General features: G+C 72.0%; 23 protein-coding genes. 16 read left to right on the top strand and 7 right to left on the bottom strand.

Features of this window, described 5'->3' with window-relative positions; all coding sequences use genetic code 11:
- Nucleotides 1–22 precede the first annotated feature (22 nt).
- On the top strand, nucleotides 23–3,037 hold the full coding sequence (locus P5P86_RS18115; RefSeq protein WP_280608845.1) for a glycosyl hydrolase: 3,015 nt from the start codon (nucleotides 23–25) through the stop codon (nucleotides 3,035–3,037).
- Nucleotides 3,038–3,148: 111 nt separating this feature from the next.
- Here the strand turns inward: P5P86_RS18115 and P5P86_RS18110 are convergent, their stop codons facing one another.
- Nucleotides 3,149–3,880, bottom strand: a complete 732-nt coding sequence (locus tag P5P86_RS18110) for a FadR/GntR family transcriptional regulator (RefSeq protein WP_280608844.1) — start codon at nucleotides 3,878–3,880, stop codon at nucleotides 3,149–3,151.
- 126 nt (nucleotides 3,881–4,006) lie between these two features.
- Between P5P86_RS18110 and P5P86_RS18105 the strand changes: the two genes are divergently transcribed.
- From P5P86_RS18105 to P5P86_RS18095, 3 genes are read left to right on the top strand one after another with little or no spacing between them, the layout of a single operon-like run.
- A complete protein-coding gene (locus P5P86_RS18105; protein WP_280608843.1) occupies nucleotides 4,007–4,777 on the top strand; it encodes a (Fe-S)-binding protein in 771 nt (256 codons plus the stop codon).
- Complete coding sequence (locus P5P86_RS18100) at nucleotides 4,774–6,270, top strand: lactate utilization protein B (RefSeq protein ID WP_280608842.1); 1,497 nt, start codon at nucleotides 4,774–4,776, stop codon at nucleotides 6,268–6,270. Before P5P86_RS18105 ends, P5P86_RS18100 begins: the two co-directional genes overlap by 4 nt.
- On the top strand, nucleotides 6,267–6,884 hold the full coding sequence (locus P5P86_RS18095; protein WP_280608841.1) for a LutC/YkgG family protein: 618 nt from the start codon (nucleotides 6,267–6,269) through the stop codon (nucleotides 6,882–6,884). Before P5P86_RS18100 ends, P5P86_RS18095 begins: the two co-directional genes overlap by 4 nt.
- Nucleotides 6,885–6,914: 30 nt before the next feature.
- Here P5P86_RS18095 and P5P86_RS18090 read toward each other — a convergent pair whose 3' ends face one another.
- The 3 genes from P5P86_RS18090 to P5P86_RS18080 are packed head-to-tail and all read right to left on the bottom strand — an operon-like array spanning nucleotide 6,915 to nucleotide 10,236.
- Nucleotides 6,915–7,358 carry a response regulator gene (locus P5P86_RS18090; RefSeq protein ID WP_280608840.1) on the bottom strand — a complete coding sequence of 148 codons (444 nt, stop codon included), beginning with the start codon at nucleotides 7,356–7,358 and terminating at the stop codon, nucleotides 6,915–6,917.
- Nucleotides 7,355–8,977 carry a sensor histidine kinase gene (locus P5P86_RS18085; protein ID WP_280608839.1) on the bottom strand — a complete coding sequence of 541 codons (1,623 nt, stop codon included), beginning with the start codon at nucleotides 8,975–8,977 and terminating at the stop codon, nucleotides 7,355–7,357. The genes P5P86_RS18090 and P5P86_RS18085 overlap by 4 nt, the downstream gene beginning before the upstream one ends.
- Nucleotides 8,974–10,236, bottom strand: coding sequence for a PP2C family protein-serine/threonine phosphatase (locus P5P86_RS18080; protein WP_280608838.1), 1,263 nt, complete (start codon nucleotides 10,234–10,236; stop codon nucleotides 8,974–8,976). Before P5P86_RS18080 ends, P5P86_RS18085 begins: the two co-directional genes overlap by 4 nt.
- 157 nt (nucleotides 10,237–10,393) lie before the next feature.
- Between P5P86_RS18080 and P5P86_RS18075 the strand changes: the two genes are divergently transcribed.
- Nucleotides 10,394–12,178: a DUF429 domain-containing protein gene (locus P5P86_RS18075; protein WP_280608837.1), complete on the top strand. Its 1,785-nt coding sequence runs from the start codon at nucleotides 10,394–10,396 to the stop codon at nucleotides 12,176–12,178.
- A 21-nt stretch (nucleotides 12,179–12,199) separates the two neighbouring features.
- Here the strand turns inward: P5P86_RS18075 and P5P86_RS18070 are convergent, their stop codons facing one another.
- Nucleotides 12,200–12,574 (bottom strand): DUF3054 domain-containing protein, encoded by a 375-nt coding sequence (locus P5P86_RS18070; RefSeq protein ID WP_280608836.1) that lies wholly within the window; start codon nucleotides 12,572–12,574, stop codon nucleotides 12,200–12,202.
- Nucleotides 12,574–14,241 (bottom strand): dolichyl-phosphate-mannose--protein mannosyltransferase, encoded by a 1,668-nt coding sequence (locus P5P86_RS18065; protein ID WP_280608835.1) that lies wholly within the window; start codon nucleotides 14,239–14,241, stop codon nucleotides 12,574–12,576. Before P5P86_RS18065 ends, P5P86_RS18070 begins: the two co-directional genes overlap by 1 nt.
- 156 nt (nucleotides 14,242–14,397) lie before the next feature.
- Between P5P86_RS18065 and rsmI the strand changes: the two genes are divergently transcribed.
- The 9 genes from rsmI (at nucleotide 14,398) to P5P86_RS18020 (ending at nucleotide 23,211) form a co-directional block, all read left to right on the top strand.
- A complete protein-coding gene (gene rsmI / locus P5P86_RS18060) occupies nucleotides 14,398–15,255 on the top strand; it encodes a 16S rRNA (cytidine(1402)-2'-O)-methyltransferase (protein WP_280608834.1) in 858 nt (285 codons plus the stop codon).
- A 28-nt stretch (nucleotides 15,256–15,283) separates the two neighbouring features.
- The gene (locus P5P86_RS18055; RefSeq protein WP_280608833.1) at nucleotides 15,284–16,132 is read left to right on the top strand and encodes an alpha/beta fold hydrolase; all 849 of its coding nucleotides are present in this window, start codon (nucleotides 15,284–15,286) and stop codon (nucleotides 16,130–16,132) included.
- A complete protein-coding gene (locus P5P86_RS18050; protein WP_280608832.1) occupies nucleotides 16,129–16,947 on the top strand; it encodes a TatD family hydrolase in 819 nt (272 codons plus the stop codon). The genes P5P86_RS18055 and P5P86_RS18050 overlap by 4 nt, the downstream gene beginning before the upstream one ends.
- 90 nt (nucleotides 16,948–17,037) lie before the next feature.
- On the top strand, nucleotides 17,038–17,217 hold the full coding sequence (locus P5P86_RS18045; RefSeq protein ID WP_280608831.1) for an antitoxin VbhA family protein: 180 nt from the start codon (nucleotides 17,038–17,040) through the stop codon (nucleotides 17,215–17,217).
- A complete protein-coding gene (locus tag P5P86_RS18040) occupies nucleotides 17,210–18,103 on the top strand; it encodes a Fic/DOC family protein (protein ID WP_280608830.1) in 894 nt (297 codons plus the stop codon). Before P5P86_RS18045 ends, P5P86_RS18040 begins: the two co-directional genes overlap by 8 nt.
- Before the next feature lie 251 nt (nucleotides 18,104–18,354).
- Nucleotides 18,355–19,473 carry a resuscitation-promoting factor gene (locus tag P5P86_RS18035; RefSeq protein ID WP_280608829.1) on the top strand — a complete coding sequence of 373 codons (1,119 nt, stop codon included), beginning with the start codon at nucleotides 18,355–18,357 and terminating at the stop codon, nucleotides 19,471–19,473.
- A 114-nt stretch (nucleotides 19,474–19,587) separates the two neighbouring features.
- Nucleotides 19,588–20,439 carry a 16S rRNA (adenine(1518)-N(6)/adenine(1519)-N(6))-dimethyltransferase RsmA gene (rsmA, locus tag P5P86_RS18030; RefSeq protein WP_280608828.1) on the top strand — a complete coding sequence of 284 codons (852 nt, stop codon included), beginning with the start codon at nucleotides 19,588–19,590 and terminating at the stop codon, nucleotides 20,437–20,439.
- On the top strand, nucleotides 20,436–21,338 hold the full coding sequence (locus P5P86_RS18025; protein ID WP_280608827.1) for a 4-(cytidine 5'-diphospho)-2-C-methyl-D-erythritol kinase: 903 nt from the start codon (nucleotides 20,436–20,438) through the stop codon (nucleotides 21,336–21,338). The genes rsmA and P5P86_RS18025 overlap by 4 nt, the downstream gene beginning before the upstream one ends.
- 61 nt (nucleotides 21,339–21,399) lie before the next feature.
- A complete protein-coding gene (locus P5P86_RS18020; protein ID WP_280608826.1) occupies nucleotides 21,400–23,211 on the top strand; it encodes an ABC-F family ATP-binding cassette domain-containing protein in 1,812 nt (603 codons plus the stop codon).
- Between the two features lie 31 nt (nucleotides 23,212–23,242).
- Here the strand turns inward: P5P86_RS18020 and P5P86_RS18015 are convergent, their stop codons facing one another.
- Entirely contained in the window at nucleotides 23,243–23,728 is a 486-nt protein-coding gene (locus P5P86_RS18015; RefSeq protein ID WP_280608825.1) for a MarR family winged helix-turn-helix transcriptional regulator, read from the bottom strand.
- 129 nt (nucleotides 23,729–23,857) lie between these two features.
- On the opposite strand from P5P86_RS18015, the gene P5P86_RS18010 reads away from it, so the two are divergent.
- A complete protein-coding gene (locus P5P86_RS18010; protein WP_280608824.1) occupies nucleotides 23,858–24,121 on the top strand; it encodes a metal-sensitive transcriptional regulator in 264 nt (87 codons plus the stop codon).
- Between the two features lie 29 nt (nucleotides 24,122–24,150).
- Nucleotides 24,151–24,633, top strand: a complete 483-nt coding sequence (locus tag P5P86_RS18005; protein WP_280608823.1) for a hotdog fold domain-containing protein — start codon at nucleotides 24,151–24,153, stop codon at nucleotides 24,631–24,633.
- The last annotated feature ends 55 nt before the right edge of the window (nucleotides 24,634–24,688 follow it).

The raw sequence follows: 24,688 nt of genomic DNA, 5'->3' as shown, positions 1-24,688 counted from the left end.
CCATCACAACTCGGGAGACATGATGAGTGAGCAGCACGCGCACCACGCGCAGCAGGACCCGTCCGGCATCCGCCGCCGCGCGCTCTTCGGCGCCGCCGCGGCGGCGGCCGGCGTCGCCGTCCTGGCCGGAGCGCCCGCACAGGCGGCCGCCGCAGGCGGTGTCGGCCGAACCTCGTCCGCCCGGGCCTCGGGGGCCGAGGTCCTGGCCGGCTTCCGGCGGCCGGGGAAGCGGACGGCGGCGGGCTTCCGCTGGTGGTGGCCGAACGGCGACGTCACCGCGGCCGAGGTGGCCCGCGAGGTCGACCAGGTGGCGGCGGCCGGCTTCGGCGTGCTGGAGGTGGCCGACGTGACGCACAGCCTTGCCGCCCGCGGCATCACCATGGACCTGCAGCGCTTCGGCTGGGGCACCGCGTCGTGGGTGGCCGGCGTGAAGGCGGCGCTGGCCCAGGGAGCGCGGCGCGACGTACGCATCGACATCACGATCGGCCCGTCCTGGCCGGCGGCGGTGCCCACGATCACCCCGGACGACGACGCCGCGTGCACCGAGCTCGCCCACGGCCAGGCACAGGTCGCCGGCGGCGAGGTCTACGACGCGGCGGTGCCCGAGCCGCTGGTGGCACCGGCCGGCGGCAGCACCGTGCGTCACCTGGAGGCGGTGCAGGCGTTCCTCACCGTCGGCGCCCCGGTCAAGGGCGTGCAGACGCTGGACCCCACGACGTACGTCGACCTGACCGACCGCGTCGTGGACGGCCGCCTGACGTGGACCGCCCCGGCCGGCGGCACCTGGCTGGTGCTGTCGTACTGGCGCCGCGGCTCCGCGCAGGAGCCGGAGGCGGGGCCGCACACCGATCCGCGGGCCTACGTGGTGGACCACTTCAGCGCTGCCGGGTCCAGCGCCGTGATCGACTTCTGGAACGAGCGCATCCTCGACCGCGAGATGCGACGCCTGCTGCGTCAGGCAGGTGGCTACCTCTTCGAGGACTCGCTGGAGATCGAGAGCGGCGCGACCATCTGGACGCCGCTGATGGTGCACGAGTTCGCCGAGCGCGCGGGCTACGACCTGCTGCCCTACTTGCCGCTGGTGGTCGAGGTCAAGGAGAAGTACGTCTTCGCCTACGACGCTGTCACCACGACGCGGGTGCGCGACGACTTCAACCAGGTGATCTCCGATCTCTACCGCGATCACCACCTGCTGAGGATCCAGGCGTTCGCCCGCGGTCTGGGCATGGGGCTGCGGGTGCAGCCGTACGGGCTGCAGACCGACACCGTCGAGCACGCCTCGCTGCTCGACATCCCCGAGACGGAGTCGCTGGGCTTCAAGAACCTCGACGACTACCGCGTGGAGGCGGGCGGTCGCGACATGGCCGGGCACACGGTGATGTCGTGCGAGGCGATCTGCTACGCGGGTGCGGCCTACCAGACCACCTGGGACCGCGCGCTGCAGACGCTCAACAGCGTGTACGTCGCCGGTGTCAACATGGCGATGATCCACGGCTTCGCCTACGCCACCGCGCCGGAGGTGACCTGGCCCGGCTTCGCCGCGTTCTCGCCGTACTACAGCAACGCGGTGGGCTACGGCGACGCCTGGGGACCGCGCACGCCGCAGTGGCGCCACATCCCCGACGTCGCCGACTACCTCAATCGCACCCAGCTGGTCCTCCAGACCGGGACGCCGCGCTACGACGTGGTCTTCCTGCGCCAGAAGGGCTGGACCTCGACCGGCATCGGGGCGCCGTGGGCGACCAACAACGGCATCCCGATCGGCTGGACCCACTCGTTCGCGACGCCGGCGCTCCTGGACCTGCCGAGGGCGAGGGTACGGCGCGGCCGGCTGGCCCCCGACGGTCCGGCGTACAAGGTGATGATCATCGGGCCGGACCAGTTCCGTGGCGGCGAGTGCACGATCGCCGAGGCGACAGCGCAGCGCGTCCTGGAGCTTGCGCGCGACGGGCTGCCGGTGATCTTCCTCGGCGATTGGACGACGGCCGCCCCCGTCGGGCTCGCGCAGCCCGGCGAGACCGACCGCGTCCGGGCGCTGGTGACCAGGATCCAGGCGCTGCCGACGACGCGGACGGTGGCGCTCGAGACCGACATCCCGGCGGCGCTGGCCGATCTGGGCATCACCCCGGACGTACGGCACGACAGCTCGACGGCGATGACGATGCACCGGGTGGTCGGCGACACCGATCTCTACTACGTCGCCAACGCCAAGCACGCCGAGAACCGCAAGCTGGTCCGCGTCACCCAGGATCTGTGGCTGACCGCGAGCCGCTCCGACGCCGTGCCCTACCTGCTCGACGCATGGACCGGCGCCACCAGCCCGATCGCGCTCTGGGAGCGGCAGGGGGACCAGATCCGCGTGAGCGTCGACCTGCTGCCGGGACAGTCCAGCGTGGTGGCGCTGGCGAGGCCGCACGGTCGGACGCCGTCGGCGACGGCCGTCTCCGCCGGGTCGCTCCGGGTCGAGGGGAACGCCCTCGTGCTGCGGGCGAGCGCCGCCGGCACTGTCAGCGTGACGACCGGCGGCCGGACGCGCTCGGTCACCATCGACCGGGTCCGTGACCCGATCGCGCTCGCCGCCTGGGACCTGGCGGTGGAGGACTGGCAGCCCGGCGCGAGCGCCACCGAGACGATCCGGCCGGTGCGCCGCGTCCACCTGGACACGCTGGCGCCCTGGTCGCAGATCGCCGGGCTGGAGGACGTCTCGGGCGTCGGCACCTACACCGTCACCGTCGACCTGGGCCGCGACTGGACGGGTGCGGACGGCGCCGTCCTCGACCTCGGCGAGGTGAACGACACCTTCCGGGTGCGGGTCAACGGCCGCCGGGTGCCGCCCTGCGACGTCCTCGACACGGCCGTGGACGTCGGCGACCTGCTGCACGCGGGGCGCAACCTGATCGAGGTCGAGGTGGCCAGCACGCTGATCAACCGGCTGCGCACCGTCACGCCGGCGGTCTACGGCGTGGTGCCGCGGCAGGCCTACGGGCTGGTCGGGCCGGTGCGGCTGATCCCCTACACCGAGCGGACGGTGCGCTGAGCCGAGCCGCGTCGGTTCGCCGAGCTGTGCCGGGTCGACCGGCGCCGCCCTGGCGGAACCGGCCGGAGGAGTGACGGTTCGGCTGCCTGCCTTGCCGAGCCATCGCCGACCTCAGTCGAGGGCACCGGGCAGCCAGCGACTCGTCCCGCGGATGTGCGTCTCGACCTCGTCGGCGGCCGCCCCGGCGTCCCCGGCGAGGATCGCGTCGTAGAGGCGACGGTGCTCGTGGCGCAGGTCGGCGCAGACCTCGGTCCAGGAATCGCCGAGCCCCTCGAGGCCGCGCAGGATCGGGCGCCGGGTGGAGTCGCGGATCGCGATCGTCATGTCCGCGACCAGCCGGTTGCCGCCCGCCTCGGCGATGGCGATGTGGAAGTCGGTGTCGAGGTCGTTGAACCGCTCCCGGTCGATGCCGGTGTCGTCCATCGCCTCGAGCAGCGCCAGCAGGTGCGCCAGCCGCGCCTCGTCGGCGTGGGCTGCGGCGAGGGTGGCGGAGAACCGCTCCAGCATCACCCGCGCCTCGACGACGTCGCGCATGGGGAAGTTCGCCAGCGCGACGTGCAGCCGCAGGAGCCGGTTCAACGCCTCGGACGGTACGGCGGAGACGACGGTGCCGGCGTCCGGCCCAGACCCGACCGAGGAGCGCACCACCCCCTGGGCCTCCAGCGTGCGGATGGCCTCGCGCACCGCCGCCCTCGACACCTCCAGCCGCGCGGCCAGCTCCCGCTCACCGGGCAGGCGCTCACCGACGCGCAGCGATCCGGCCAGGATCTGCTCCTCGATCTGGTCGACGACCAGCTCGTAGGCGCGGCTGCGGGCGACGGGTCGCCAGGCGGCCTCGGTCACGGGGGTGCTCCTCGCTGCGGGTCGGCGACCTTGACGCCGGGTGACGGTCACTCTACAGTCGCCGTGTGTGGTCAGACCACACAATGGTCAACGCAGGAAGGCGGAACCCGAATGACGGTCGGCCCGATGCGCGTCGCCCTGATGGTCACCTGCATCAACGACGCGCTCTACCCCGGCACCGGACAGGCGGTGGTCCGCCTGCTGCGTCGCCTCGGCGTGAAGGTGGACTTCCCCGCCGCGCAGACGTGCTGCGCTCAGCCGATGGTCAACACCGGCTACCTCGACGAGGCGGTGCCGGTGGTGCGCACCTTCGTCGACGCGTTCAGCGGATACGACGCCATCGTGACCCCTTCCGGCTCGTGTGCCGGCTCGGCTCGTCACCAGCACGGACTGGTCGCCCGCCGCTCCGGCGACCCGGGCCTGGAGCGGGCCGTGGCGGAGGTCTCGCCGCGGGTCTACGAGCTCTCGGAGTTCCTCGTCGACGTCCTGGGGGTGACCGATGTGGGCGCCTACTTCCCGCACACCGTCACCTACCACCCGACCTGCCACTCGTTGCGCATGCTCGGGGTGGGGGACCGGCCCCGGTTGCTGCTGGAGAGCGTCCGCGGGCTGACGTTGCTCGACCTGCCCGGTGCCGACCAGTGCTGCGGCTTCGGCGGCACGTTCGCCGTCAAGAACGCCGACACCTCGGTGGCGATGGGCACCGACAAGGTGCGTCACGTCCAGGAGACCGGTGCGGAGGTGCTGGTGGCCGGCGACAACTCCTGCCTGACCCACATCGGCGGTCTGATGAGCCGCCAGCGCGCCGGTGTCCGGACCGTCCACCTGGCCGAGATCCTGGCCTCCACCGAGGGCGCCGTCCTCGGCGTCCCCACGACCGCAGGAGCCCGGCGATGAGCGGCACCTTCGTCGGGATGCCGGTCTTCCCGACCGCTGCGCGCGAGGCCCTCGGCAACGCCCAGCTGCGTCACAACCTCGCGCACGCGACCGGCACCATCCGCGGCAAGCGCTCCCGACTGGTCGAGGAGGTCACCGACTCGATCACCGGCGACTCCGGCTGGGAGGACCTGCGCCTCGCGGGAGCCGGCGTCAAGGAGGCGGCGCTGCTCGGGCTGGAGCGGGAGCTGCTGCGGCTGGAGGAGACCCTGACCGCCAACGGCGCGACGGTGCACTGGGCTCAGGACGCCGCCGAGGCCAACCGGATCGTGACCGGGATCGCCCGCCGCCACGGCGTCGACGAGGTGGTCAAGGTCAAGTCGATGGTGACCCAGGAGATCGGGCTCAACGAGGCGTTGGCCGCCGAGGGCATCGCCGCCTGGGAGACCGACCTGGCCGAGCTGATCGTCCAGCTGGGCGACGACCTGCCCTCGCACATCCTCGTCCCCGCCATCCATCGCAACCGCGCCGAGGTGCGCGAGATCTTCCTGCGTGCGATGAAGGAGGTCGGCCGGCCCGCGCCGGAGGACCTCACCGACGAGCCGGCCGTCCTGGCGGCCGCCGCGCGCGAGCACCTCCGGGAGAAGTTCCTGCGGGCCAAGGTCGGGGTCTCGGGCGCCAACTTCGCCGTCGCCGAGACCGGCACCCTGGTGGTGGTGGAGTCCGAGGGCAACGGCCGGATGTGCCTGACCCTGCCCGAGGTGCTCGTCTCGGTGGTGGGCATCGAGAAGGTCGTCTCGCAGTGGGAGGATCTCGACCCGCTGCTGCGCCTGCTGCCGCGCTCCTCGACGGGTGAGCGGATGAATCCCTACACCTCCACCTGGTCGGGCGTCACCCCGGGCGACGGGCCGCAGGAGGTGCACGTCGTGCTCCTCGACAACGGGCGCACGAACGCCCTGGCCGACCGGACCGGGCGACAGGCGCTGCGCTGCATCCGCTGCTCGGCCTGCCTGAACGTGTGCCCGGTCTACGAGCGCACCGGCGGGCACGCCTACGGCTCGGTCTACCCGGGCCCGATCGGCGCGATCCTCAACCCGCTGCTCAAGGGCATCGGGACCGACGAGCAGGTCGACTCCCTCCCGTACGCCTCCTCGCTCTGCGGTGCCTGCTTCGAGGCCTGCCCGGTCCGCATCGACATCCCCTCGGTGCTGGTGGACCAGCGTGCCCAGGTCGTCGACGCCCGCCGCGGCCACGGGGTGAAGTCCCTCGGCTCCGGACATGCCGCCGAGGCGATCGCCTTCAAGGGCGCGGCGGTGGCGCTGTCCGATGCGCGCAAGCTCGGCTTCGGAGAGCGGTTCACCCGGGTCGGCCTCGGTGCCGCCCGACGGCTGGGCTCGCTGCCGGTCCTGAGCAAGTGGGCCGGAGCACGCGACCTCCCGCCGGCCCCACCGGAGTCGTTCAGGTCGTGGTGGGAGCGGACCGATGGCGGCCGCTCGGAAGGAGAGGGACGATGACGGCTCGCGAGCAGATCCTGGCCCGGGTGCGGTCGGCGCTGGCCGACGTCACCGACGTGCCGGCAGCGCCCCCCGCCCCCCGCCGTACGCCGGTCGAGGACGTCGTCGGACACTTCGCCGAGCGGGTGGCCGACTACCGCGCCGCCGTCGTGAGGAGTACGCCGGAGGATCTCGCGGCGGCCGTCGCTGCGGCGGTGCCCGCTGGCGCCTCGGTGGTGGTGCCGGCCGGCCTCGGGGTCGACGTCCCGGGCGCGACAGTCGACGACGGCAGCCTGACCGCCGCGGACCTCGACGGGATCGACGTGGTCGTCACCGAGGCCGTCGTGGGCATCGCCGAGACCGGGACGATCGTGCTCGACCACGGTCCGGGCCAGGGCCGTCGCGCCATCACCCTGGTGCCGGACACGCACGTCTGCATCGTCACCGTCGACCAGGTGGTGCTCGACGTGCCCGACGCGGTCGGGCTGCTGACCGCGAGCGTGCGTCAGGGCCGGCCGCTGACCTGGATCAGCGGACCGTCGGCCACCAGCGACATCGAGCTCAGCCGGGTCGAGGGCGTGCACGGTCCGCGCAACCTGCACGTGATCGTGGTCGGACCGGCGACCGGAGCCTGACCTCGGCGACGCCGCTGCGCGGCGGGCGGGTCAGTTCCGGCCGGGAAGCCGGACCACTGTCACGAAGAACTCGTCGATCTGCCGGACGGCGGCGATGAACTGGTCGAGGTCGACCGGCTTGGTCACGTAGGCGTTGGCGTGCAGCTTGTAGCTGCGCAGGATGTCCTCCTCGGCCGAGGAGGTGGTCAGCACCACGACCGGGATCAGGGAGAGGTCGGCGTCGGACTTGATCTGCTGCAGCACCTGGCGCCCGTCGTACTTGGGCAGGTTGAGGTCCAGCAGGATCAGGTCGGGCCTCGGTGCGTCCGCATGCTCGTTGCGTCGGTAGAGGAAGTCGAGCGCCTCCTCGCCGTCGCGGACGACGTGCAGCGTGTTGGCGATCTTGTTGTCCTCGAACGCCTCGCGCGTCATCAGCTCGTCGCCGGGATCGTCCTCGACGAGCAGGACCTCGATGGGCTGCGTGGGGCCGGTCATGAAGCGATTCCCTCCGTGGGCTTCGCCGTCGCGCGGTCACGCTCGGCGGACTCCGTCGGTAAAGTGAAGCAGATCCGGGTGCCGCCCGTGTGCTCGGTGTCGATCCAGATCCGGCCGCCGTGGTACTCCACGATCTTGCGGCACAGCGCGAGCCCGATCCCGGTGCCGGCGTAGGCCTCGCGGCTGTGCAGCCGCTGGAAGAGCACGAACACCTTGTCGGCGAACTCGGCCGGGATGCCGATGCCGTTGTCGGTCACGGCGAACAGCCAGCCGGCGCCGTCGGCCCGGTCGGGGTCGGGTCGGCAGGTGAGCGTGACGACGGGCGGGCGGTCCGCGGCACGGAACTTGATCGCGTTGGCGACGAGGTTCTGCCACAGCATCGCGAGCAGCGTCGGGTCGCCGCTGACCTCGGGCAGCGGGACCGGCCGCGAGACGAGGGCGCCGGTCTCCTCCACGGCCGTCGCCAGGTTGGCCAGGGCACGGTCCACCACGGCGTCCAGGGGCACCGACGCCTGCTCCTCGCTGATCCGCCCGACGCGGGAGAAGGTCAGCAGGTCGGTGATCAGGACCTGCATGCGCTTGGCGCCGTCCACGGCGAAGTCGATGTACTGCTGCCCGCGCTCGTCGAGGACGCCGCCGTACCGCTTCTCCAGCAGCTGGCAGAAGGAGGCGACCTTGCGCAGCGGCTCCTGCAGGTCGTGCGAGGCGACGTAGGCGAACTGCTCCAGCTCGGCGTTGGAGCGCCGCAGCTCCAACGCCTGCGCGTCCAGACTGGCGGCGAGCTCGGACATCTCGCGCTCCTGCCGGCGAGCGGTGTCCAGGTCCTCGGTGATGCGGTGCCGCATGCGGTCCACGTCTCGGGCGAGGGCGCGCAGGTCGCCCGGGCCGCCCTGGGAGATCGGGTGCTCGAAGTCGCCTCCGGCGATCCGGCGGCTGGAGGCCCGCAGCGCCTCCAGCGGCCGGATCACCAGGCCACGGACGAGCACGATCATGAGCGCGGCGGTGAGGAAGAAGAGCACGAGCATCGTCACGAACACGCCGTCGCGGACCTGCCGGGCGTGGCGCAGTTCGGCGAGGCTGGCATCGCGGACCTGGAGGAGGTGCTCGTTCTGGGCGGTGAAGAGGCCGCGCAGCTGGTCGAAGGACGCCTTGGCCCGGATCGCGGCGGTCTCGTCCGGCTGCCGCGGATGGCCCGGCGTGACCCCGGCGATGAGGGGATCGGCGAAGTCGTGGCGCCACTGCGCCGCGGCCGACTCGACGCGGTCGAGGTCGGCGAGCACCTGCTCGTCGTGCGGCAGCAGCGCCCGGATCTGCGCCACCAGCGCGCGCTCGCTCTTCTGCCCGTCCTCGTACGGCGCCAGGAACTGCGGGTCGGCGGTGAGGGCGTAACCACGCTCGCCCGTCTCCTGGTCGATCAGCGTCGCCTGCAGCTGGGACGCTGCCACCCGCGCGGGCTGGATGTGCTTGATCAGCCGATCGGAGTCCCTGGTCGTCTGGGCCAGCAGCTGGGCACCGATGACGGCCCCGAGAGCGACCAGCACGGTCATCACCCCGAGCGTGAGGTAGATCCAGCGCTGCACCGTCATCCGGCCGCGCCGTCGCTCCGCGGGGGCGCTCATCGCCGTGCCTCCGTTCCCTCGTGCCATCGCAGGTGCAGGAGGGCCAGATCGTCCTCCAGGCCGCCGTAGCCCTCGGAGAAGCGCTGGGCGTGCTCCACCAGGCTGTCGACGAAGTCCTCGGAGGAGGCCGCTGTGAGCTCACGCCCCACCGTCAGCAGCCCGTCCTCGCCGAGCCGGTTGCCGGCGAGGTCGGTGCGGCCCTCGAAGAGGCCGTCGGTGAACAGCACCAGCCCCCAGGGGGCGCCCGGCATCACCAGCTCGGCCGCCTCCCACTCCGAGTCGGGGAGGATGCCGATGGCCGGACCGCCGGAGACCTCGATCAGCTCCAGCGAGTCGGCGGTGCGCACCATGAGGCCGGGGTGGCCGGCGCGCACGACCCGCACACGCTGCCGATCGGGCAGCATCGTCACGCAGGTCAGGGTGGCGAAGGTGTGCTCGGCGGGCCGCTCGGCGATGAGGATCTGCTCGAGGCGCCCGACGCGCTGGTCGGCCGGGATCCCGCTGAGCACGAGCGTGCGCCAGGCGATGCGGAGCGCGACCCCGAGGGCAGCCTCGTCCGGCCCGTGACCCGACACGTCTCCGATGAGCACCTCGACCGTGCCGTCGGACAGCTGGATCACGTCGTAGAAGTCCCCGCCCAGCAGCGCCTGGGCCCGGCCGGGCTGGTAGCGGCTGACGACCTCCAGGGCGTGGGTGGTGCCGATCAGCGGCTTGGGCAGCAGCCCGCGCTCGAGACGCGCGTTCTCCTGGGCGAGCAGCTGGCTGGCGTGCAGGGCGACCGCCGAGCGCTCCGCCTCCTTGCGCTGCATCGCGTACCGGACGGCGCGGCCGAGCCACTCGGCGTCGACGTGGCCCTTGACGAGATAGTCCTGGGCGCCGGCGGCCATCGCCGCCAGGCCGATCTCCTCCTCGCTCTGACCGGTCAGGACGACGACGGCGATGGTCTCGGCCGAGTCCTGGATCACCGTCAGCGCGTCGAGACCCTGCGCATCGGGGAGGTGGAGGTCCAGCAGGACGCAGTCGGGTCGCAGGTCGGCGAGCAGCGCGGTGGCCTCGGCGAGTGAGCTCGCGTGCCGCAGGGACATCGGCGGATGGCAGTCCGCGACGAGCTCCTCGACCAGCAGCGCGTCGCCCGGGTCGTCCTCGACCAGCAGCACCGTCGGGTCCGACCAGTCCCAGCCGGACGCACGTGCGGGCGCCGGCGCCGTGACCTCGCGAGGGGCCGCCAGGGGCTCGTCGGAGGTTCCTGCCTGGGTCACTGTCTCCTCATCACCTGCGGCCGGCCCTGAGCGTCGGGTCGTCGTCGGGTCCGGAGGGAAGGATAGCGACTCGCCTCCGCGAGCTGTCGGGTGCCGCCGCGCCGACCCTCACCCGGGCGACCCGCCCGAGCGAAGGGAGACCTGTCACCCTGGGCGCATGTACTTCGTGGGAGTCGACCTGGCCTGGGGCGAGCGCAGGCCGACCGGGCTGGCGGTGCTCGACGAGGCCGGGCGGCTGGTGCACGTGTCGCAGGCGATCGACGACGATGAGATCGTCGAGACGCTCGCGCCGTACGTCGAGGGCGACTGCCTCGTCGCCATCGACGCGCCCCTCATCGTCACCAACGCCACCGGGAACCGCCCCGCCGAGGCACTGCTGAACGCCGACTTCGCCCGGTTCGACGCCGGCGCCCACCCGTCGAACACCGGCAAGCCCGAGCTGAGCGGCCAGCCCCGCGGAGCACGGATCGCGAGCCGGCTCGGCCTGGACATGAACCCGCGGTCCGGCCGTGGCCGGCGCGCGATCGAGGTGTACCCGCACCCGGCGACCGTCGCGCTGTTCCGGCTAGGCCGGACGCTGAAGTACAAGAACAAGCCCGGCCGCGACTTCGCCCGGCTGCGCGCCGAGCTCACCCTGCTGATGGACCTGCTGGAGTCGCGGGCGAGTGCGGAGCCGCCGCTCATCCTCGACGGCGCGGCGGCCGACCCCGCGGGCGCCCGCTCGTGGCGGTCGCTGTCCCACGCGGTGAGGGACGCGATCCGCAAGAGCGAGCTGCGGGTCGTCGAGGACCAGGTGGACGCGGTGGTGTGCGCATACGTCGCCCTGTTCGCCACCCATCGGCCCGAGCAGACCACGACGTACGGCGACTTCGAGACGGGCTACATCGTCACGCCGACGCTGCCCGAGGACCTCACTCCGACGCCGCGCCAGCGGACCGCGTCGATGACCGATCCGGACGTCGCCGTCCGCGAGTACGCGCGGACCCAGCCGCAGCGACAGCGGGCGACCGAGGAGTTCGTACGGCTGGTGACAGGGATCCTCGACGACGCGGGCATCAACTACCTGACGGTCGGCGGACGGGCCAAGTCGGTCTCCTCCTTCGCCGCCAAGGCCGCCCGCACCCTCGACGGGCGGCGCATCTACCGCAGGCCGCTGGAGGAGATCACCGACCAGATCGGCATCCGCGTGATCACCTACGTGCACAGCGACGTCCAGGCGGTCGTCGATCTGCTCGGCGACGAGGTGGTGGTGCACGACGACCGGGACATGGGCCGGGAGACCGCCGACGAGGGCCGCTTCGGCTATGCCAGCCGGCACCTGCTGGTCGGCCTCGACCCGGACCGCGAGCCGCCCGCCGGCTACGAGCTGCTGGCGGGTCGCCAGGCGCAGGTCCAGATCCGGACGGTGCTGCAGCACGCGTGGGCGGAGTTCGAGCACGACATCCGCTACAAGGGCACCATCCCGGCCGAGCACGTCTCGGAGTTCGACCGCCGGTTCACGCTCGCTGCCGGCCTGCTCGAGCTCGCCGACCGGGAGTTCTCCACGATCCGCGACCGTCTGCGGCTCGGCCTGCACGACACGGTGCTCGAGGCGGCCGACGACGACCCGCGGATCAGCCCGCGCGAGCTGGCGGCGTTCCTCGCCGGACAGTATGCCGACGCCGGCTGGTCGCGGATCGACCACTATGCGTGGATCGCCAGCCTCATCCTCGAGCTGGGCATCACCTCGCTGACCGAGCTCGCCGCGGCGCTGCGCCCGGTCGACGAGGAGACGGTCGCCCGGCGGATGGCCTACCGCTACCCGCCCGGGGCCGTCCGTCGCCTCGACGACGCGCTCCTGTGGGCGTACGGCGACGCCTACGTCGACCTCGCCGGCAACGCCCACCGAGCCGATGCGCTGCGCGACCGGCTGGCGAAGATGCGCGCGGCGACGGTGTCGTGAGCGACGACGGCGAGGCGCCTCTCAGGCCGCAGCGCGGCGGCCGGCCAGCCAGCCCGCGACCAGGCGCCAGCCGAGCATCGTCAGGCTGAGGAAGACGATGGCCACGATCAGGAAGCCCACGGCGATCCCCCGGCCGCTGATCAGCCGCAGCACCATCCCGAGCACGTACGTCGCCGCCAGCACGACGATGCCGGCGGGGCGTACCTGCCGCGGGTCCCACCCGCGGCGCGCGACGTACGCCCACCCCAGCAGGCACGCGACCGCGTAGGGCCACGCGATCCGGACGACCACCCACCACGTCGACGACTCGTCGTGCGCGTCCTTGCCGCCGGCGGCGAACGCGACCACGCACACGAGGTCGAGGGCCAGGGCCCACCACACGATCCGGCTGCGCATCAGATCCACCTCTGGAACCAGATGCGGTCGAGCCACTGCGCGCGGCTCAGCAGGCCGTTGGTGTAGATGGGCCAGAACCAGGCGAAGTTCACCAGCACGAGCAGGAAGAACGCCCCGGAGACGATCACGCCCACGGTGCGCTGGGGCGTGGAGACCCGGGCGGTGCCGATCATCCGGCCCATGCCCAGCACGATCGCCACGATGATGAAGGGCAGCATCGAGATCGCGTAGTAGCTGAAGATCGGCCGGTTCGCGTACTGCAGCCAGGGCAGCCACGTCGACAGGGCGCCGACGACGGCGACGCCGTAGCGCCAGTCGCGGGCGCCGATCCACAGGATGCCCGCGGCGATCAGGGCGATAGCACCGCCCCACCACAGCACCGGCGTGCCCAGCAGCAGCACCTGGCGCAGGCAGGTGTCGCCCGCGGCGGCCTTGCACGTCTGGCCACCGTCGGTGGCGCCGGGCTGGATGCCGTTGTCCGCGGCGACCCCGACCGGGCGGTTCAGCAGCGGCCAGCCCGCGGGCTGGGAGGCGTAGGGATGGGTCGCGCACTGCAGGAAGTTGGTGTGGAAGGTGTAGACGTCCTGGTGGTAGTACCACAGCGACTTCAGTGCCTGCTCGACGCCGGCGAGACCGTGCTGGTCCGGCTCCTTCGCCGTCGACCACCGGGCCGAGGTGTCCGGGTCGTCGGAGACGTAGGTGTGGTTGTCGGTCCCGCCGCAGTGGCCCTTGCCGGTGTACTGCGTGTACTGGGTCGAGGACAGCGACTGCTCGTAGACGTGATGGTGGATCAGCCAGCCGGTCCACGAGGTCACGTAGACGACCGCTGCCACCACGACGAGGTGGACGAACGCCGTCACGCCGTCGGCCAGCAGCGACTTGACTCCCGCCCAGGAGACGCCGAACATCCGGCGCGCCCCGGCGCACCAGGCGAGGGAGAGCAGCGCGAAGCAGGCCAGCGGGTAAGCGGCGTCCCACTTGGTGCCCAGCGCCAGGCCCCAGGTGAGCCCCGAGGCGAGCAGCCACGGCCGGAACAGCAGTCGGCGGACGGGACCGAAGGCTGCGCCGTCCTGCTGGTGGCGCAGCACGTCCTGCTCGGTGACCAGCCGGGCCATCTTCGCGCGGAACCAGTCCCGGTCCATGACCATGAAGTGCACAGCGAGCAGGATGAAGAACGCGCCGAAGATGTCGAGCAGGGCGAGCCGGGAGAGCACGAACTCCAGGCCGTCGAAGCACATCAGGAGGCCGGCCACGGCGCCGAGCAGGGTGGAGCCGGTCAGGCGTCGGACCAGCCGGATCAGCACCAGGATCATCAGGGCGCCGATCACGGCGGACGCGATGCGCCAGCCGAACGGGTCCATCCCGAAGGCCTTCTCGCCCAGCGCGATGAGCCACTTGCCGACCTCGGGGTGGACGATCATCTCCGCGCCGTCGGGGCTGAAGACCTTGGTCGGGTCGGTGGTGCCGCCCAGGATCAGCTTGTCCGCGTCGGTGACGGCGTTGCGGGCGTAGCCGTAGTGCAGCAGCGACCACGCGTCCTTGGCGTAGTAGGTCTCGTCGAAGGCGAAGACGTGCGGCGAGCCGAGATGCCAGATCCGCAGCAGGAACGCCATCACGGTGATGCCGATCGAGACCACCCAGCTGATCACCGGGTCCTCGTCGCTCATCCGAGCCGCCGCCCGTCGCCACGCGGAAGGAACCGGCCGTCCCAGCGCGGTCCTGCTCAGCGTGCGGCGCACGAGCGGCGCGTCCGGGCGAGGCTCGCGCGAGGGTGCGGAGGCAGGTGGCGCGGTCGTCACGATCGTGAACTCTACGATGGGGCCGTGTCCTCCGGAGATGGTCCAGGCGTGTTGGTGCTGGCGGCGACCCCGATCGGCCGGGTCTCCGACGCCCCGCCGCGGTTGGCCGAGGAGCTCGCCGGTGCCGACGTCATCGCCGCGGAGGACACCCGGCGTCTCAAGCGCCTCACCACCGAGCTCGGGGTGAGCGTCTCGGCCCGGGTGGTCTCCTACTTCGAGGGCAACGAGAGCGGCCGTACGCCGCAGCTCCTGGAGGCGCTGCTCGGCGGTGAGCGGGTGCTCCTGGTCACCGACGCGGGCATGCCGTCGGTCTCCGACCCGGGCTACCGGCTGGTCGCGGCATGCGTGGCGGCCGGTGTCGCCGTGACGGCCGTGCCCGGCCCCTCCGCCGTACTGACGGCGCTGGCGGTCAGCGGTCTGCCGGTCGACCGGTTCTGCTTCGAGGGCTTCCTGCCGCGCAAGAACGGCGAGCGCTCGCGCCGACTGGCCTCGCTGGCGGCCGAGGAGCGCACGATGGTCTTCTTCGAGGCCCCGCACCGCACGCCGGCCGCCCTGGCGGCGATGCGCGACGCGTTCGGTGAGGACCGGCCGGCTGCGGTGTGCCGCGAGCTGACCAAGACCCACGAGGAGGTACGTCGCGGTCCGCTCGCGGAGCTGGTCGCCTGGGCGGAGGACGGCCTTCGCGGCGAGGTCACCATCGTCGTCCAGGGGGCCGTCGGCGCAGCCGCTACGGTGGCGGATGACGACGCCAGCCTGCGGGCCGCCGTCGCCGAGGAGGAGGCTGGCGGACTGACCCGCAAGGAGGCGATCGCCGAGGTCGCCCGGCTGGCGGGCCTGCCGAAGCGGCAGGTCTACGACGCGGTGCACAAGCAGCCGACGTGAGACGACGAGCGCAGGGAGCGGACGCACGATGACGGAGCGGATCACGCAGTACGAGCGCGACGGGCTGGTCTTCGACGTCGCCGACACCGGCCCCCTGGACGGTCCGGTCGTGGTGCTGCTGCACGGCTTCCCCGAACGGAACACCTGCTGGCGCGACGTCGCCCCGCTGCTGCACGCCCAGGGGTTGCGCACCCTGGCGCCCGACCAGCGCGGCTACTCGCCGGGTGCCCGTCCGCCGCGCCGCCGGGACTATGTCCTGCCCGAGCTCTCCCGCGACGTCGCGGCGCTGATCGAGGCTGTCCGGGGCCAGGGCGGCGACGTGCCGATCCACCTCGTCGGGCACGACTGGGGTGCCATGGTCGGCTGGCATCTCGCCGCCAAGAGACCCGAGCTGGTCGCGTCGTACACGGCCTTCTCGGTCCCGCACCCCGCCGCCTTCGTCCATGCGCTGCGCGGGCGTCAGGCGCTCAAGTCCTGGTACATGGCCGCCTTCAACGTGCCGCTCCTGCCGGAGTGGCTGGGTGAGACCGGCCGGATGCGGCGGATGCTGCGTGGCGCCGGCATGACCCGGGCGGACGTCGCCCGCTTCCAGACCGAGATCGTCGAGTACGGGGCGCTGCCCGGTGGACTGGGCTACTACCGGGCGCTGCCGTTCTCGCTGGGCGGGCTGCGCGACGACCTGACCGTGCGCGTGCCGACGACGATGGTGTGGAGTGACGGCGACACGGCGCTGGACCGCAAGGGCCCGGAGGAGACGGCGGAGTACTGCACCGGGCCCTACGAGTTCGTCGAGCTGGTCGGCGTCTCGCACTGGATCCCCACGCACGCGCCGCAGGAGGCCGCCGAGGCGATCCTGGGCCGGATCGGGGACGCGTGAGCTTCGCACCGCTGCCCGAGCCGCTGCCCGCACCGGTCGTGGACAACCACTGCCATGTCGACATCGTCCGGGGTGAGGACGAGCTGCCGGTGGCCGAGGGACTGGCGAAGGCTGCCGCCGTCGGGGTCACCCGGATCGTGCAGATCGGCTGCGACCTGCCCTCCGCACGCTTCGCCGAGCAGGCGTCGCGGGAGTGGGCCAACGTGATCGGCGGAGCGGCGCTGCATCCCAACGACGCGCCCCTGCAGCCGGATCTGGAGGCCGCGCTCGCCGAGATCGAGCGGCTGGTGGCGGCGCATCCGAAGATGCGGGTGGTGGGGGAGACGGGGCTCGACTTCTTCCGTACCGGGGAGGACGGCCGGGCGGTGCAGACCGAGTCGTTCCGCCGGCACATCGATCTGGCGAAGCGGCACGACAAGACGCTGCAGATCCACGACCGGGAGGCGCATGACGCGGTGCTCGCGGTGATCGACGAGGAGGGCGCGCCCGAGCGCTGGGTGATGCACTGCTTCTCCGGCGACGCAGCCTTCGCTCGCGCCTGCCTGGATCGGGGCGCCTACCTCTCGTTCGCCGGCACCGTCACCTTCAAGAACGCTTCCTACCTGCGCGAGGCGCTCGCGATCACGCCCCGCGACCGGATCCTGGTCGAGACCGATGCGCCGTTCCTGACCCCGCATCCGCATCGCGGCGCGACCAATGCGGCGTACATGGTCCCGACCACGCTGCGAGTGATGGCCGAGGTGCTCGAGGAGGACCTCGAGGCGCTCTGCCTGGCCGTCGACGCGAACACCGACAGGGCGTACGGCGCCTGGTAGGCGGTCTTCCGCGAGCGTCGTCGTGCGCCTGGTGCCGCGGCGGTCATCGACGTACAGTGGGGGTGTACGGGCGTCGGAAGGGGATCGGGCATGACGATCGTCGAGTCGCGCAGCCGCGACCTCGGCAACGCCGTGGTCTCCAGCCGCCTCGAGGGCGTGGAGCCGACCGAGGAGTTCCTGGACGTCGCGCGTGAGTACGCGGCCGGTCGGGCGACCCTCGAGCAGATGCTCGCCGCCGGGGATCGCCGCTGGCCCCCTGCCCGTGACTGAGTCCTCCTTCTATCCCGGCACGACCGTCCTGCGGAACCGCCGGGGCATCACCGACAAGGAGGAGCTGGCCCGCGCGGAGGCCTACTTCGTCGGCGTCCGCCTCGCCACCATCGGCCTGGCGCCGGTCGAGCGCACCTTCACCGCCGCCCACCTGCGCGCGCTCCACGGCTGGCTGTTCGGTGACGTCTACGACTGGGCCGGGAACTACCGCAGCGAGGACTTCAGCAAGGGCGGCACGCACTTCTGGCCGCACGATCTCATCGACGCCCGGCTCACCAAGGTCCTCGTCCGACTCCACGAAGGGCCGCTCCTGAGCGAGGTGGTCGAGGACGAGGTCTTCCTCAGCGGCCTGGCGCTGCTCTACCTCGACCTCAATCACGTCCACCCCTTCCGGGAGGGCAACGGGCGTGCGCAACGCAGCTTCCTGGCCGACGTGGCGCAGGTGTCGGGCCGCTCGGTCGACTGGACGTTGCTGGACAAGGACCGCAACGACAGAGCCTGCGCTGCCGCGACGCGGAGCCAGAACCCCGCCCCGCTGCGAGCGCTGCTCGAGCCGCTCATCCTCGCCCCCGGCGACCCCGGTGGCCCCGCCGCTGCTCGGCTGATCTACGCGTTCCGCGATGCGGCGGCGACCGCCGGCGCTGCAGGGGGTCGGTCGCGACGGGGGAGTACGCCCCCGCAGGAGGAGCGGGACCGCGACCTGGTCCTCAAGGCGATCGAGGCGGGCCTCGAGCTGACGCGGCTGAGCGAGCAGACCCGAGAGCTGGCCGACCGGCGGCGGGCCTACGTCCGGGAGCTCGCGGCCAACGGGCGGACCATGGAGTGGATAGCGCTCCGCCTGGGCATCACGAAGTCGGCGGTGCAGAAGATCCTGGGGCGTCCCTGAGCAGATGCCGGTGGGACTCCTGTGACACCTGAGGCGAAATATTGAGACCATTCTCACGATCGCCCGCCAGATCCGAGCCCTCGAGTTGAGTTTCGCCGCGAAACTTGTTGCCCTGGGACGCTGACGGCCGGGATCGGAGACGTGATTTCGCCGCTGGCTCCCAAGGCTCCCGTGCGGAGACCTGCCCCGGTCCCACAGCCCGGGAGGAGGAGCCGGCACCGAGGCCCGGGGAGTTCGAACATCGGAGAACCGTGCAGTTCCGCACGCTCACACAGCGCCTCAACACCCGCAGAAATCTGATCGTCCTCGCCGCTGTCGGCGCCCTCGCCGTGGCGGGCACCACCGCCGGCTACGCCTCCCTGAACCACGACGTCACCCTGACCGTCGACGGCAGGACCAAGCACGTGGACACGATGTCCTCGACCGTGGCCGGCGTCCTCAAGGCACAGCACATCTCGGTCGGTCCGCACGACGAGGTCGCCCCCGGTCTCTCGGACAAGGTGGGCGACGGCAGCCAGATCGACGTCCGGTTCGGAAAGCCGCTGAACCTCGACGTCGACGGTCACAAGCAGACGTACTGGGTCACCGCCGACACCGTCGACGACGCCCTCGACGAGATCGGCAGCAACTACCGCGCCGCGGCCCTCTCGACCAGTCGCAGCGCCAGCATCGGCCGCGAGGGCATGGCGCTCGAGGTCACCACCCCGAAGACGATCACCGTGCAGCTCGCCGGCGCCAAGCCCGAGGTGCGTACCGTGGCCGCCGGCACCGTCGGTGAGGCGCTGACCCAGCTCGGCTACGACCCGCACGGTCGCGACGTGGTGCACCCGGCCGTCGACCGGCCGCTCGTGGACGGGGATCGGGTGGTCTTCACCGACTTCAGCACCACGACGAGGTCGGTCGAGGGTGAGACGGTGCCGGCGCCGACGGTCGAGCACCAGGACGCGTCGCTGCCCCAGGGCACCCGCAAGGTGACCACCCCGGGCGTCGACGGCAAGCGCGACGTCGTCTACCGGCTGATCTACCGCAACGGCGACCTGGTCAGGAAGCGGGTCGTCTCGCAGAGCGTGCTCAAGCAGCCGACCGCCGAGGTCGTCGCCGTCGGGACGAAGGCGCCCACGGCGAACTACGCCGGTGGCAGCAGCGTCTGGGACCGGATCGCCCAGTGCGAGTCCGGCGGCAACTGGGCCGCCAACACCGGCAACGGCTACTACGGCGGCCTGCAGTTCAACCTCGGCACCTGGCATGCCTACGGCGGCACCGGGCTGCCCTCGCAGGCCTCGCGCTCCGAGCAGATCGCGATCGCGACCAAGGTCCGCGACGCCTCGGGCGGCTACGGCGCCTGGCCCGTCTGCGGTCGCGGGGCCTAGCCGGCCCTCCAGCACCGCGCGACCGACGTCCGCCGAGCTTGTCGAGGCACCTCGACGGGTCGGCGGACGTCGGCGACCGCGGCGCCGACGGGCCTCCCCGCTAGCCTGTCGCCCATGCCCGACCTCCGCCTGCTCGGACCCGCCGAGGTCCGCGCACTCGCCGCAGAGCTGGAGCTGCGACCCACCAAGCAGCGCGGACAGAACTTCGTCATCGACGCCAACACGGTCCGCCGGATCGTGCGGGAGTCGGGCGTGGGCGCCGGGGACGTGGTGGTCGAGGTGGGGCCCGGGCTGGGCAGCCTGACGCTGGCGATCCTGGAGACCGGTGCCGAGGTGACGGCGATCGAGATCGACCCGCTCCTGGCGGGCCGCCTGCCGCAGACGATCCGCGAGCACGCGGCCGATGTCGCCGACCGGTTCCGGCTGGTCAACGAGGACGCGCTGAAGGTCTCCGACCTGCCGGGACCCGCGCCGACCGCGCTGGTGGCCAACCTGCCCTACAACGTCTCGGTGCCGGTGCTGCTGCATCTGATGGCCCTGCTGCCGACGCTGCGGAAGGGCCTCGTGATGGTGCAGGCCGAGGTCGCCGACAGGCTCGCCGCCGCACCCGGGTCCAAGGTCTACGGCGTCCCGAGCGTCAAGGCGGCCTGGTACGCCGACGTCCGCCGGGCCGGTGCGATCGGGCGCAACGTCTTCTGGCCCGCTCCCAACGTCGACTCCGGACTCGTCGCCTGGGTGCACCGGCCGCCGCGGCCCACCACCGCGACCAGGCAGCAGGTCTTCGCGGTGGTCGACGCCGCCTTCGCCCATCGCCGCAAGGCGCTGCGCGGTGCGCTGCGCGAGCTGGCCGGCTCCGCGGAGGCGGCGGAGGCGGCGCTGACCGGCGCCGGCATCGATCCGATGGCGCGCGGGGAGATGCTGACCGTCGACGACTTCATCGCGATCACCGAGAGGCTGCACGCATGACCGTGACCGTCCGGGCCGCGGCCAAGATCAACCTCCATCTCGGCGTGGGTCCCGTGCGGGCCGACGGGTTCCACCCGCTCGCCACGGTCTACCAGGCGGTGGGGCTCTACGACGACGTCCTCGTCGCCGATGCGGAGGAGTGGGTCGTGACGGTGACCGGCGAGGCCCACGTCGCGCTCGCGGAGGTGCCGCAGGACGGGTCCAACATCGCCATCCGGGCCGGCCGGGCACTGGCTGCCCACCACAGCATCGACAGGGCGGCGCGGATCGAGATCCACAAGGGCATCCCGGTGGCAGGGGGTCTCGCCGGCGGGTCCGCCGATGCCGCCGCGACCCTGCTCGCCCTGGACCGGCTGTGGTCGCTGGGGACGACCGACGAGGACCTGCTGCGGATCGCCGGCGAGCTCGGCTCCGACGTACCGTTCGCGCTGCTCGGCGGTGCCGCCGCCGGGCACGGGCGCGGAGAACTGGTCGAGCCGCTCGAGGACCACGGCGCCTGGTGGTGGGTGGTCGTCGGCAACGCGGTCGGGCTCTCCACCCCTGCCGTCTACCGGCACTTCGACGAGTTGACCCCCGCTGCCACCGATCCGGTGATCCCCGACTCGCTCGTCGAGGCACTGCGCAACGGCGACCTCGAGCTGCTCGCGGCCAGCGTGGGCAACGACCTGCAGGAGCCGGCCCTGGACCTGCGCGCCGACCTGCGGCGTACCTTCGCCGACGGCGCCGAGGCCGGTGCGCTGGCGACGCTGCTCTCCGGGTCCGGGCCGACGGTGCTGCTGCTGTGTCGCGACGCTGCGCACGCGCGCGAGATCGCCGGGGCGATGCAGGCGGCCGGCCACGAGCACTGCTGGGCGGTGCCGGCGCCGGTGGCCGGCGCGCACGTCGTCAGCTACGACTGACCGGGGCGGTCGCGGCCACGACTGGGGCGTCTGACCGCCCGCCTGAGACAATGGAGGCGCGATGGCCAACCTCCTCAATCTCGAACACGTCTCCAAGTCCTACGGCATCAGGCCGCTGCTCTCCGACGTCTCCCTCGGCATCGGTGCCGGGGAGCGGATCGGGATCGTCGGCCGCAACGGCGACGGCAAGACCACGCTGCTCGAGGTGATGACCGGGATCGAGGAGCCCGACACCGGCCGGGTCTCGCGCAGCCGCGGCCTCGAGATCGCCTACCTGCACCAGGGCGACCAGCTCGTCGACACCCACACCGTCCGCGAGGCAGTGCTGCAGGGCCGCAGCGACCACGAGTGGGCGGCCGAGTCGCGCACCCGCGAGATCGTGGAGGTGCTGCTCGCCGGGATCAGCCTGGAACGGATCGTCGACGGACTCTCCGGCGGCGAGCGCCGCCGGTGCGCGCTGGCCCAGCTGCTGCTGGGCGAGCACGACCTCATCGTCCTCGACGAGCCGACCAACCACCTCGACGTCGAGGCGGTCGCCTGGCTGGCCGACCACCTCGTCGGCCGTTCCTCGGCGCTGGTCGTGGTCACGCACGATCGCTGGTTCCTCGACGCCGTGTGCCAGTACACCTGGGAGGTGCACGACGGCGTCGTGGACGCCTACGAGGGTGGGTACGCCGCGTTCGTGCTCGCGAAGGCCGAGCGTTCCCGGCAGGCGAGTGCTGTCGAGGCACGCCGGCAGAACCTCGCTCGCAAGGAACTCGCCTGGCTGCGCCGAGGTGCGCCCGCCCGCACCTCCAAGCCGAAGTTCCGGATCGATGCCGCCAACGCGCTGATCGAGGACGTCCCGCCGCCGCGCGACCGCTTCGAGCTGCAGCGCTTCGCCACCCAGCGGCTCGGCAAGGACGTGATCGACGTCGAGGACGTCGACCTGTTCCGCGGCGAGCGGCAGCTGCTCTCGCACGCGACCTGGCGGATCGGTCCGGGCGACCGGATCGGCATCGTCGGCGTCAACGGCGCCGGCAAGACATCGGTGCTCTCGCTGCTCGACGGCTCGTTGCCGCCGGCGGTCGGCAAGGTCAAGCACGGCCGCACGATCGCGCTCCAGCACCTGACCCAGCAGCTCGACGACCTCGATCCCGAGGCGCGGGTGCTGCCGACGGTCGAGTCGATCCGCCGGGTCTCCAAGACGCTGGACGGCCAGGAGCTCTCGGCGACCTCGATGCTGGAGCGGTTCGGCTTCACCGGCGACAAGCTGGTCACCCGGATCGGCGATCTCTCCGGTGGCGAGCGACGGCGCTTCCAGCTGCTGCGGCTGCTCCTGACCGAGCCGAACGTGCTGCTCCTCGACGAGCCGACCAACGATCTCGACATCGAGACGCTGACAGTGCTCGAGGACTTCCTCGACGGCTGGCCCGGGACCCTGATCGTGGTCTCGCACGACCGCTACTTCCTCGAGCGGGTCACCGACTCGATCTGGGCCCTGCTCGGCGACGGCCAGATCTCGATGCTGCCGCGGGGGGTGGAGGAGTACCTGGAGCGCCGCCTCCCCGCCGAGACGTCACCTTCGGGGACCCGAGAGGTCACGTCCGGTGGGTCGAAGGGTCAGGTTCCGCCGGCCGAGGCGTCAGTTCCTGCCTCGCCGAAGGCCAAGGCCGGCTCCGCAGAGGAGCGCGAGGCCAAGAAGACGGTGGCCAGGATCGACAAGCGGCTGGAGCGGATCGCGGCTCGTGAGGCGGAGCTGAACGCGGCGATCGCCGAGCATGCGGCGGACTACGCCCGGCTGGCCGAGCTCAGCGCCGAGCTCGACGTGCTCGCGGCGGAGAAGTCCGATCTCGAGCTGGAGTGGCTGGAGGCCGCCGAGGTCCTCGACTGACCACTCGACCGGCGAAAGGTGACGTCTCGGCTCAGCTGAACCGGACGAGCAGCTGCCGCAGCAGGTCGGCCAGCTGCTCCTGCTGCGCCTCGGAGAGCTCGGTGAGGAAGGTCGCCTCGGCCTGCAGCAGCGCTCCGAAGGCGCCGTCGACGGCCGTCTTGCCCTCCGGGGTCAGCCGGACCAGGACGCCGCGGCGGTCCTCGGGGTCGGGGTTGCGCTCCACGAAGCCGCGCGCGGCGAGCCGGTCCACCCGGTTGGTCATCGTCCCGCTCGTCACCAGCGTCTCGCGCAGCAGCCGGCCCGGCGAGAGCTCGTACGGCGTGCCCGCGCGGCGCAGTGCGGCCAGCACGTCGAACTCCCAGGACTCGATGCCGTGCCGGGTGAAGGCCTCGCGACGGGCCAGGTCGAGATGGCGGGAGAGCCGGCCGAGCCGGGAGAAGATCGCGACCGGGGACAGGTCGAGGTCGGGCCGCTCCCGGGCCCAGTCCTCGGAAAGGTCGTCGACCTCGTCCCTCATGCTGCCGACGCTAGCAGAGGTCGAGATTCTCGACATCGAGAGACCTGTGACGAGCCCGGGGCCCGTCGGGTCCGAAGGCCGGTCGTGATCGCGTGGAATCGCCGGAGGCCCGGATGGTTACCTGACCGCATGAGCGTCGAAGCAGGCCCGTCGAAGAACCCCGTCGTCCTCAACCGGGTGCGCCGGGCGCAGGGCCAGCTCGGCGGCGTGCAGCGCATGATGGAGGAGGGCCGCAGTCTCAGCGAGGTGGTCTCCCAGCTCAAGGCGGTCACCCGCGCGCTCGACAAGGCAGCCTTCACCCTTCTGGTGGAGGAGCTGCGCCGCAAGACCGCCGAGGGTGCGCCCCCCGAGGAGCTCGAGGAGCTGGAGCGGGTGTTCCTGGCGCTGGCCTGAGGAAGTTACCGACAAGTAGGATCTGCGGCATGTCGCAGTCGCAGCTCTACAGGCTCTGGAACACCACCTCCGCCATCCCGATCGTCGGCAAGCGGGTCTTCTCCTTCGCGTTCAGCCGCAAGGCGCCGTACTTCGGCTCGATCCACCCGCGGGTCAGCCAGTTGCGGCCGAACTACGCCGAGGTGGTGGTGCCCGACCGGCGCAGCAACCACAACCACATCGGCACGGTGCACGCGATCGCCGTCTGCAACGGCTTCGAGATGGCGATGGGCGCGCTCGCCGAGGTGACGATCCCCGCGAGCAAGCGCTGGATCCCGATGGGCATGGACGTGCGCTACACCGCCAAGTCCACCAGCGACATCGTGTGTACCGCCGAGACGGACCAGGCACAGTGGGACGACGCCGACGGCGAGCTCCAGGTGCGGGTCACCGGTACCCGTGCCGACGGCACCGTGGTCGCGGAGGGCGTCATCAAGCTCTGGGTGACGCCGAAGAAGGACAAGCGGGCCTAGCCGCGACGGCGCCGTCCTCGGCGCGCCCATCTCAATTTCGGACAGAAGCACACCA

This window comes from Nocardioides sp. BP30 (genome assembly GCF_029873215.1).
Lineage (GTDB): Bacteria > Actinomycetota > Actinomycetes > Propionibacteriales > Nocardioidaceae > Nocardioides.
Note: the sequence above shows the minus strand (reverse complement) of the source record. Positions and strands in the feature narration are given on the sequence as shown.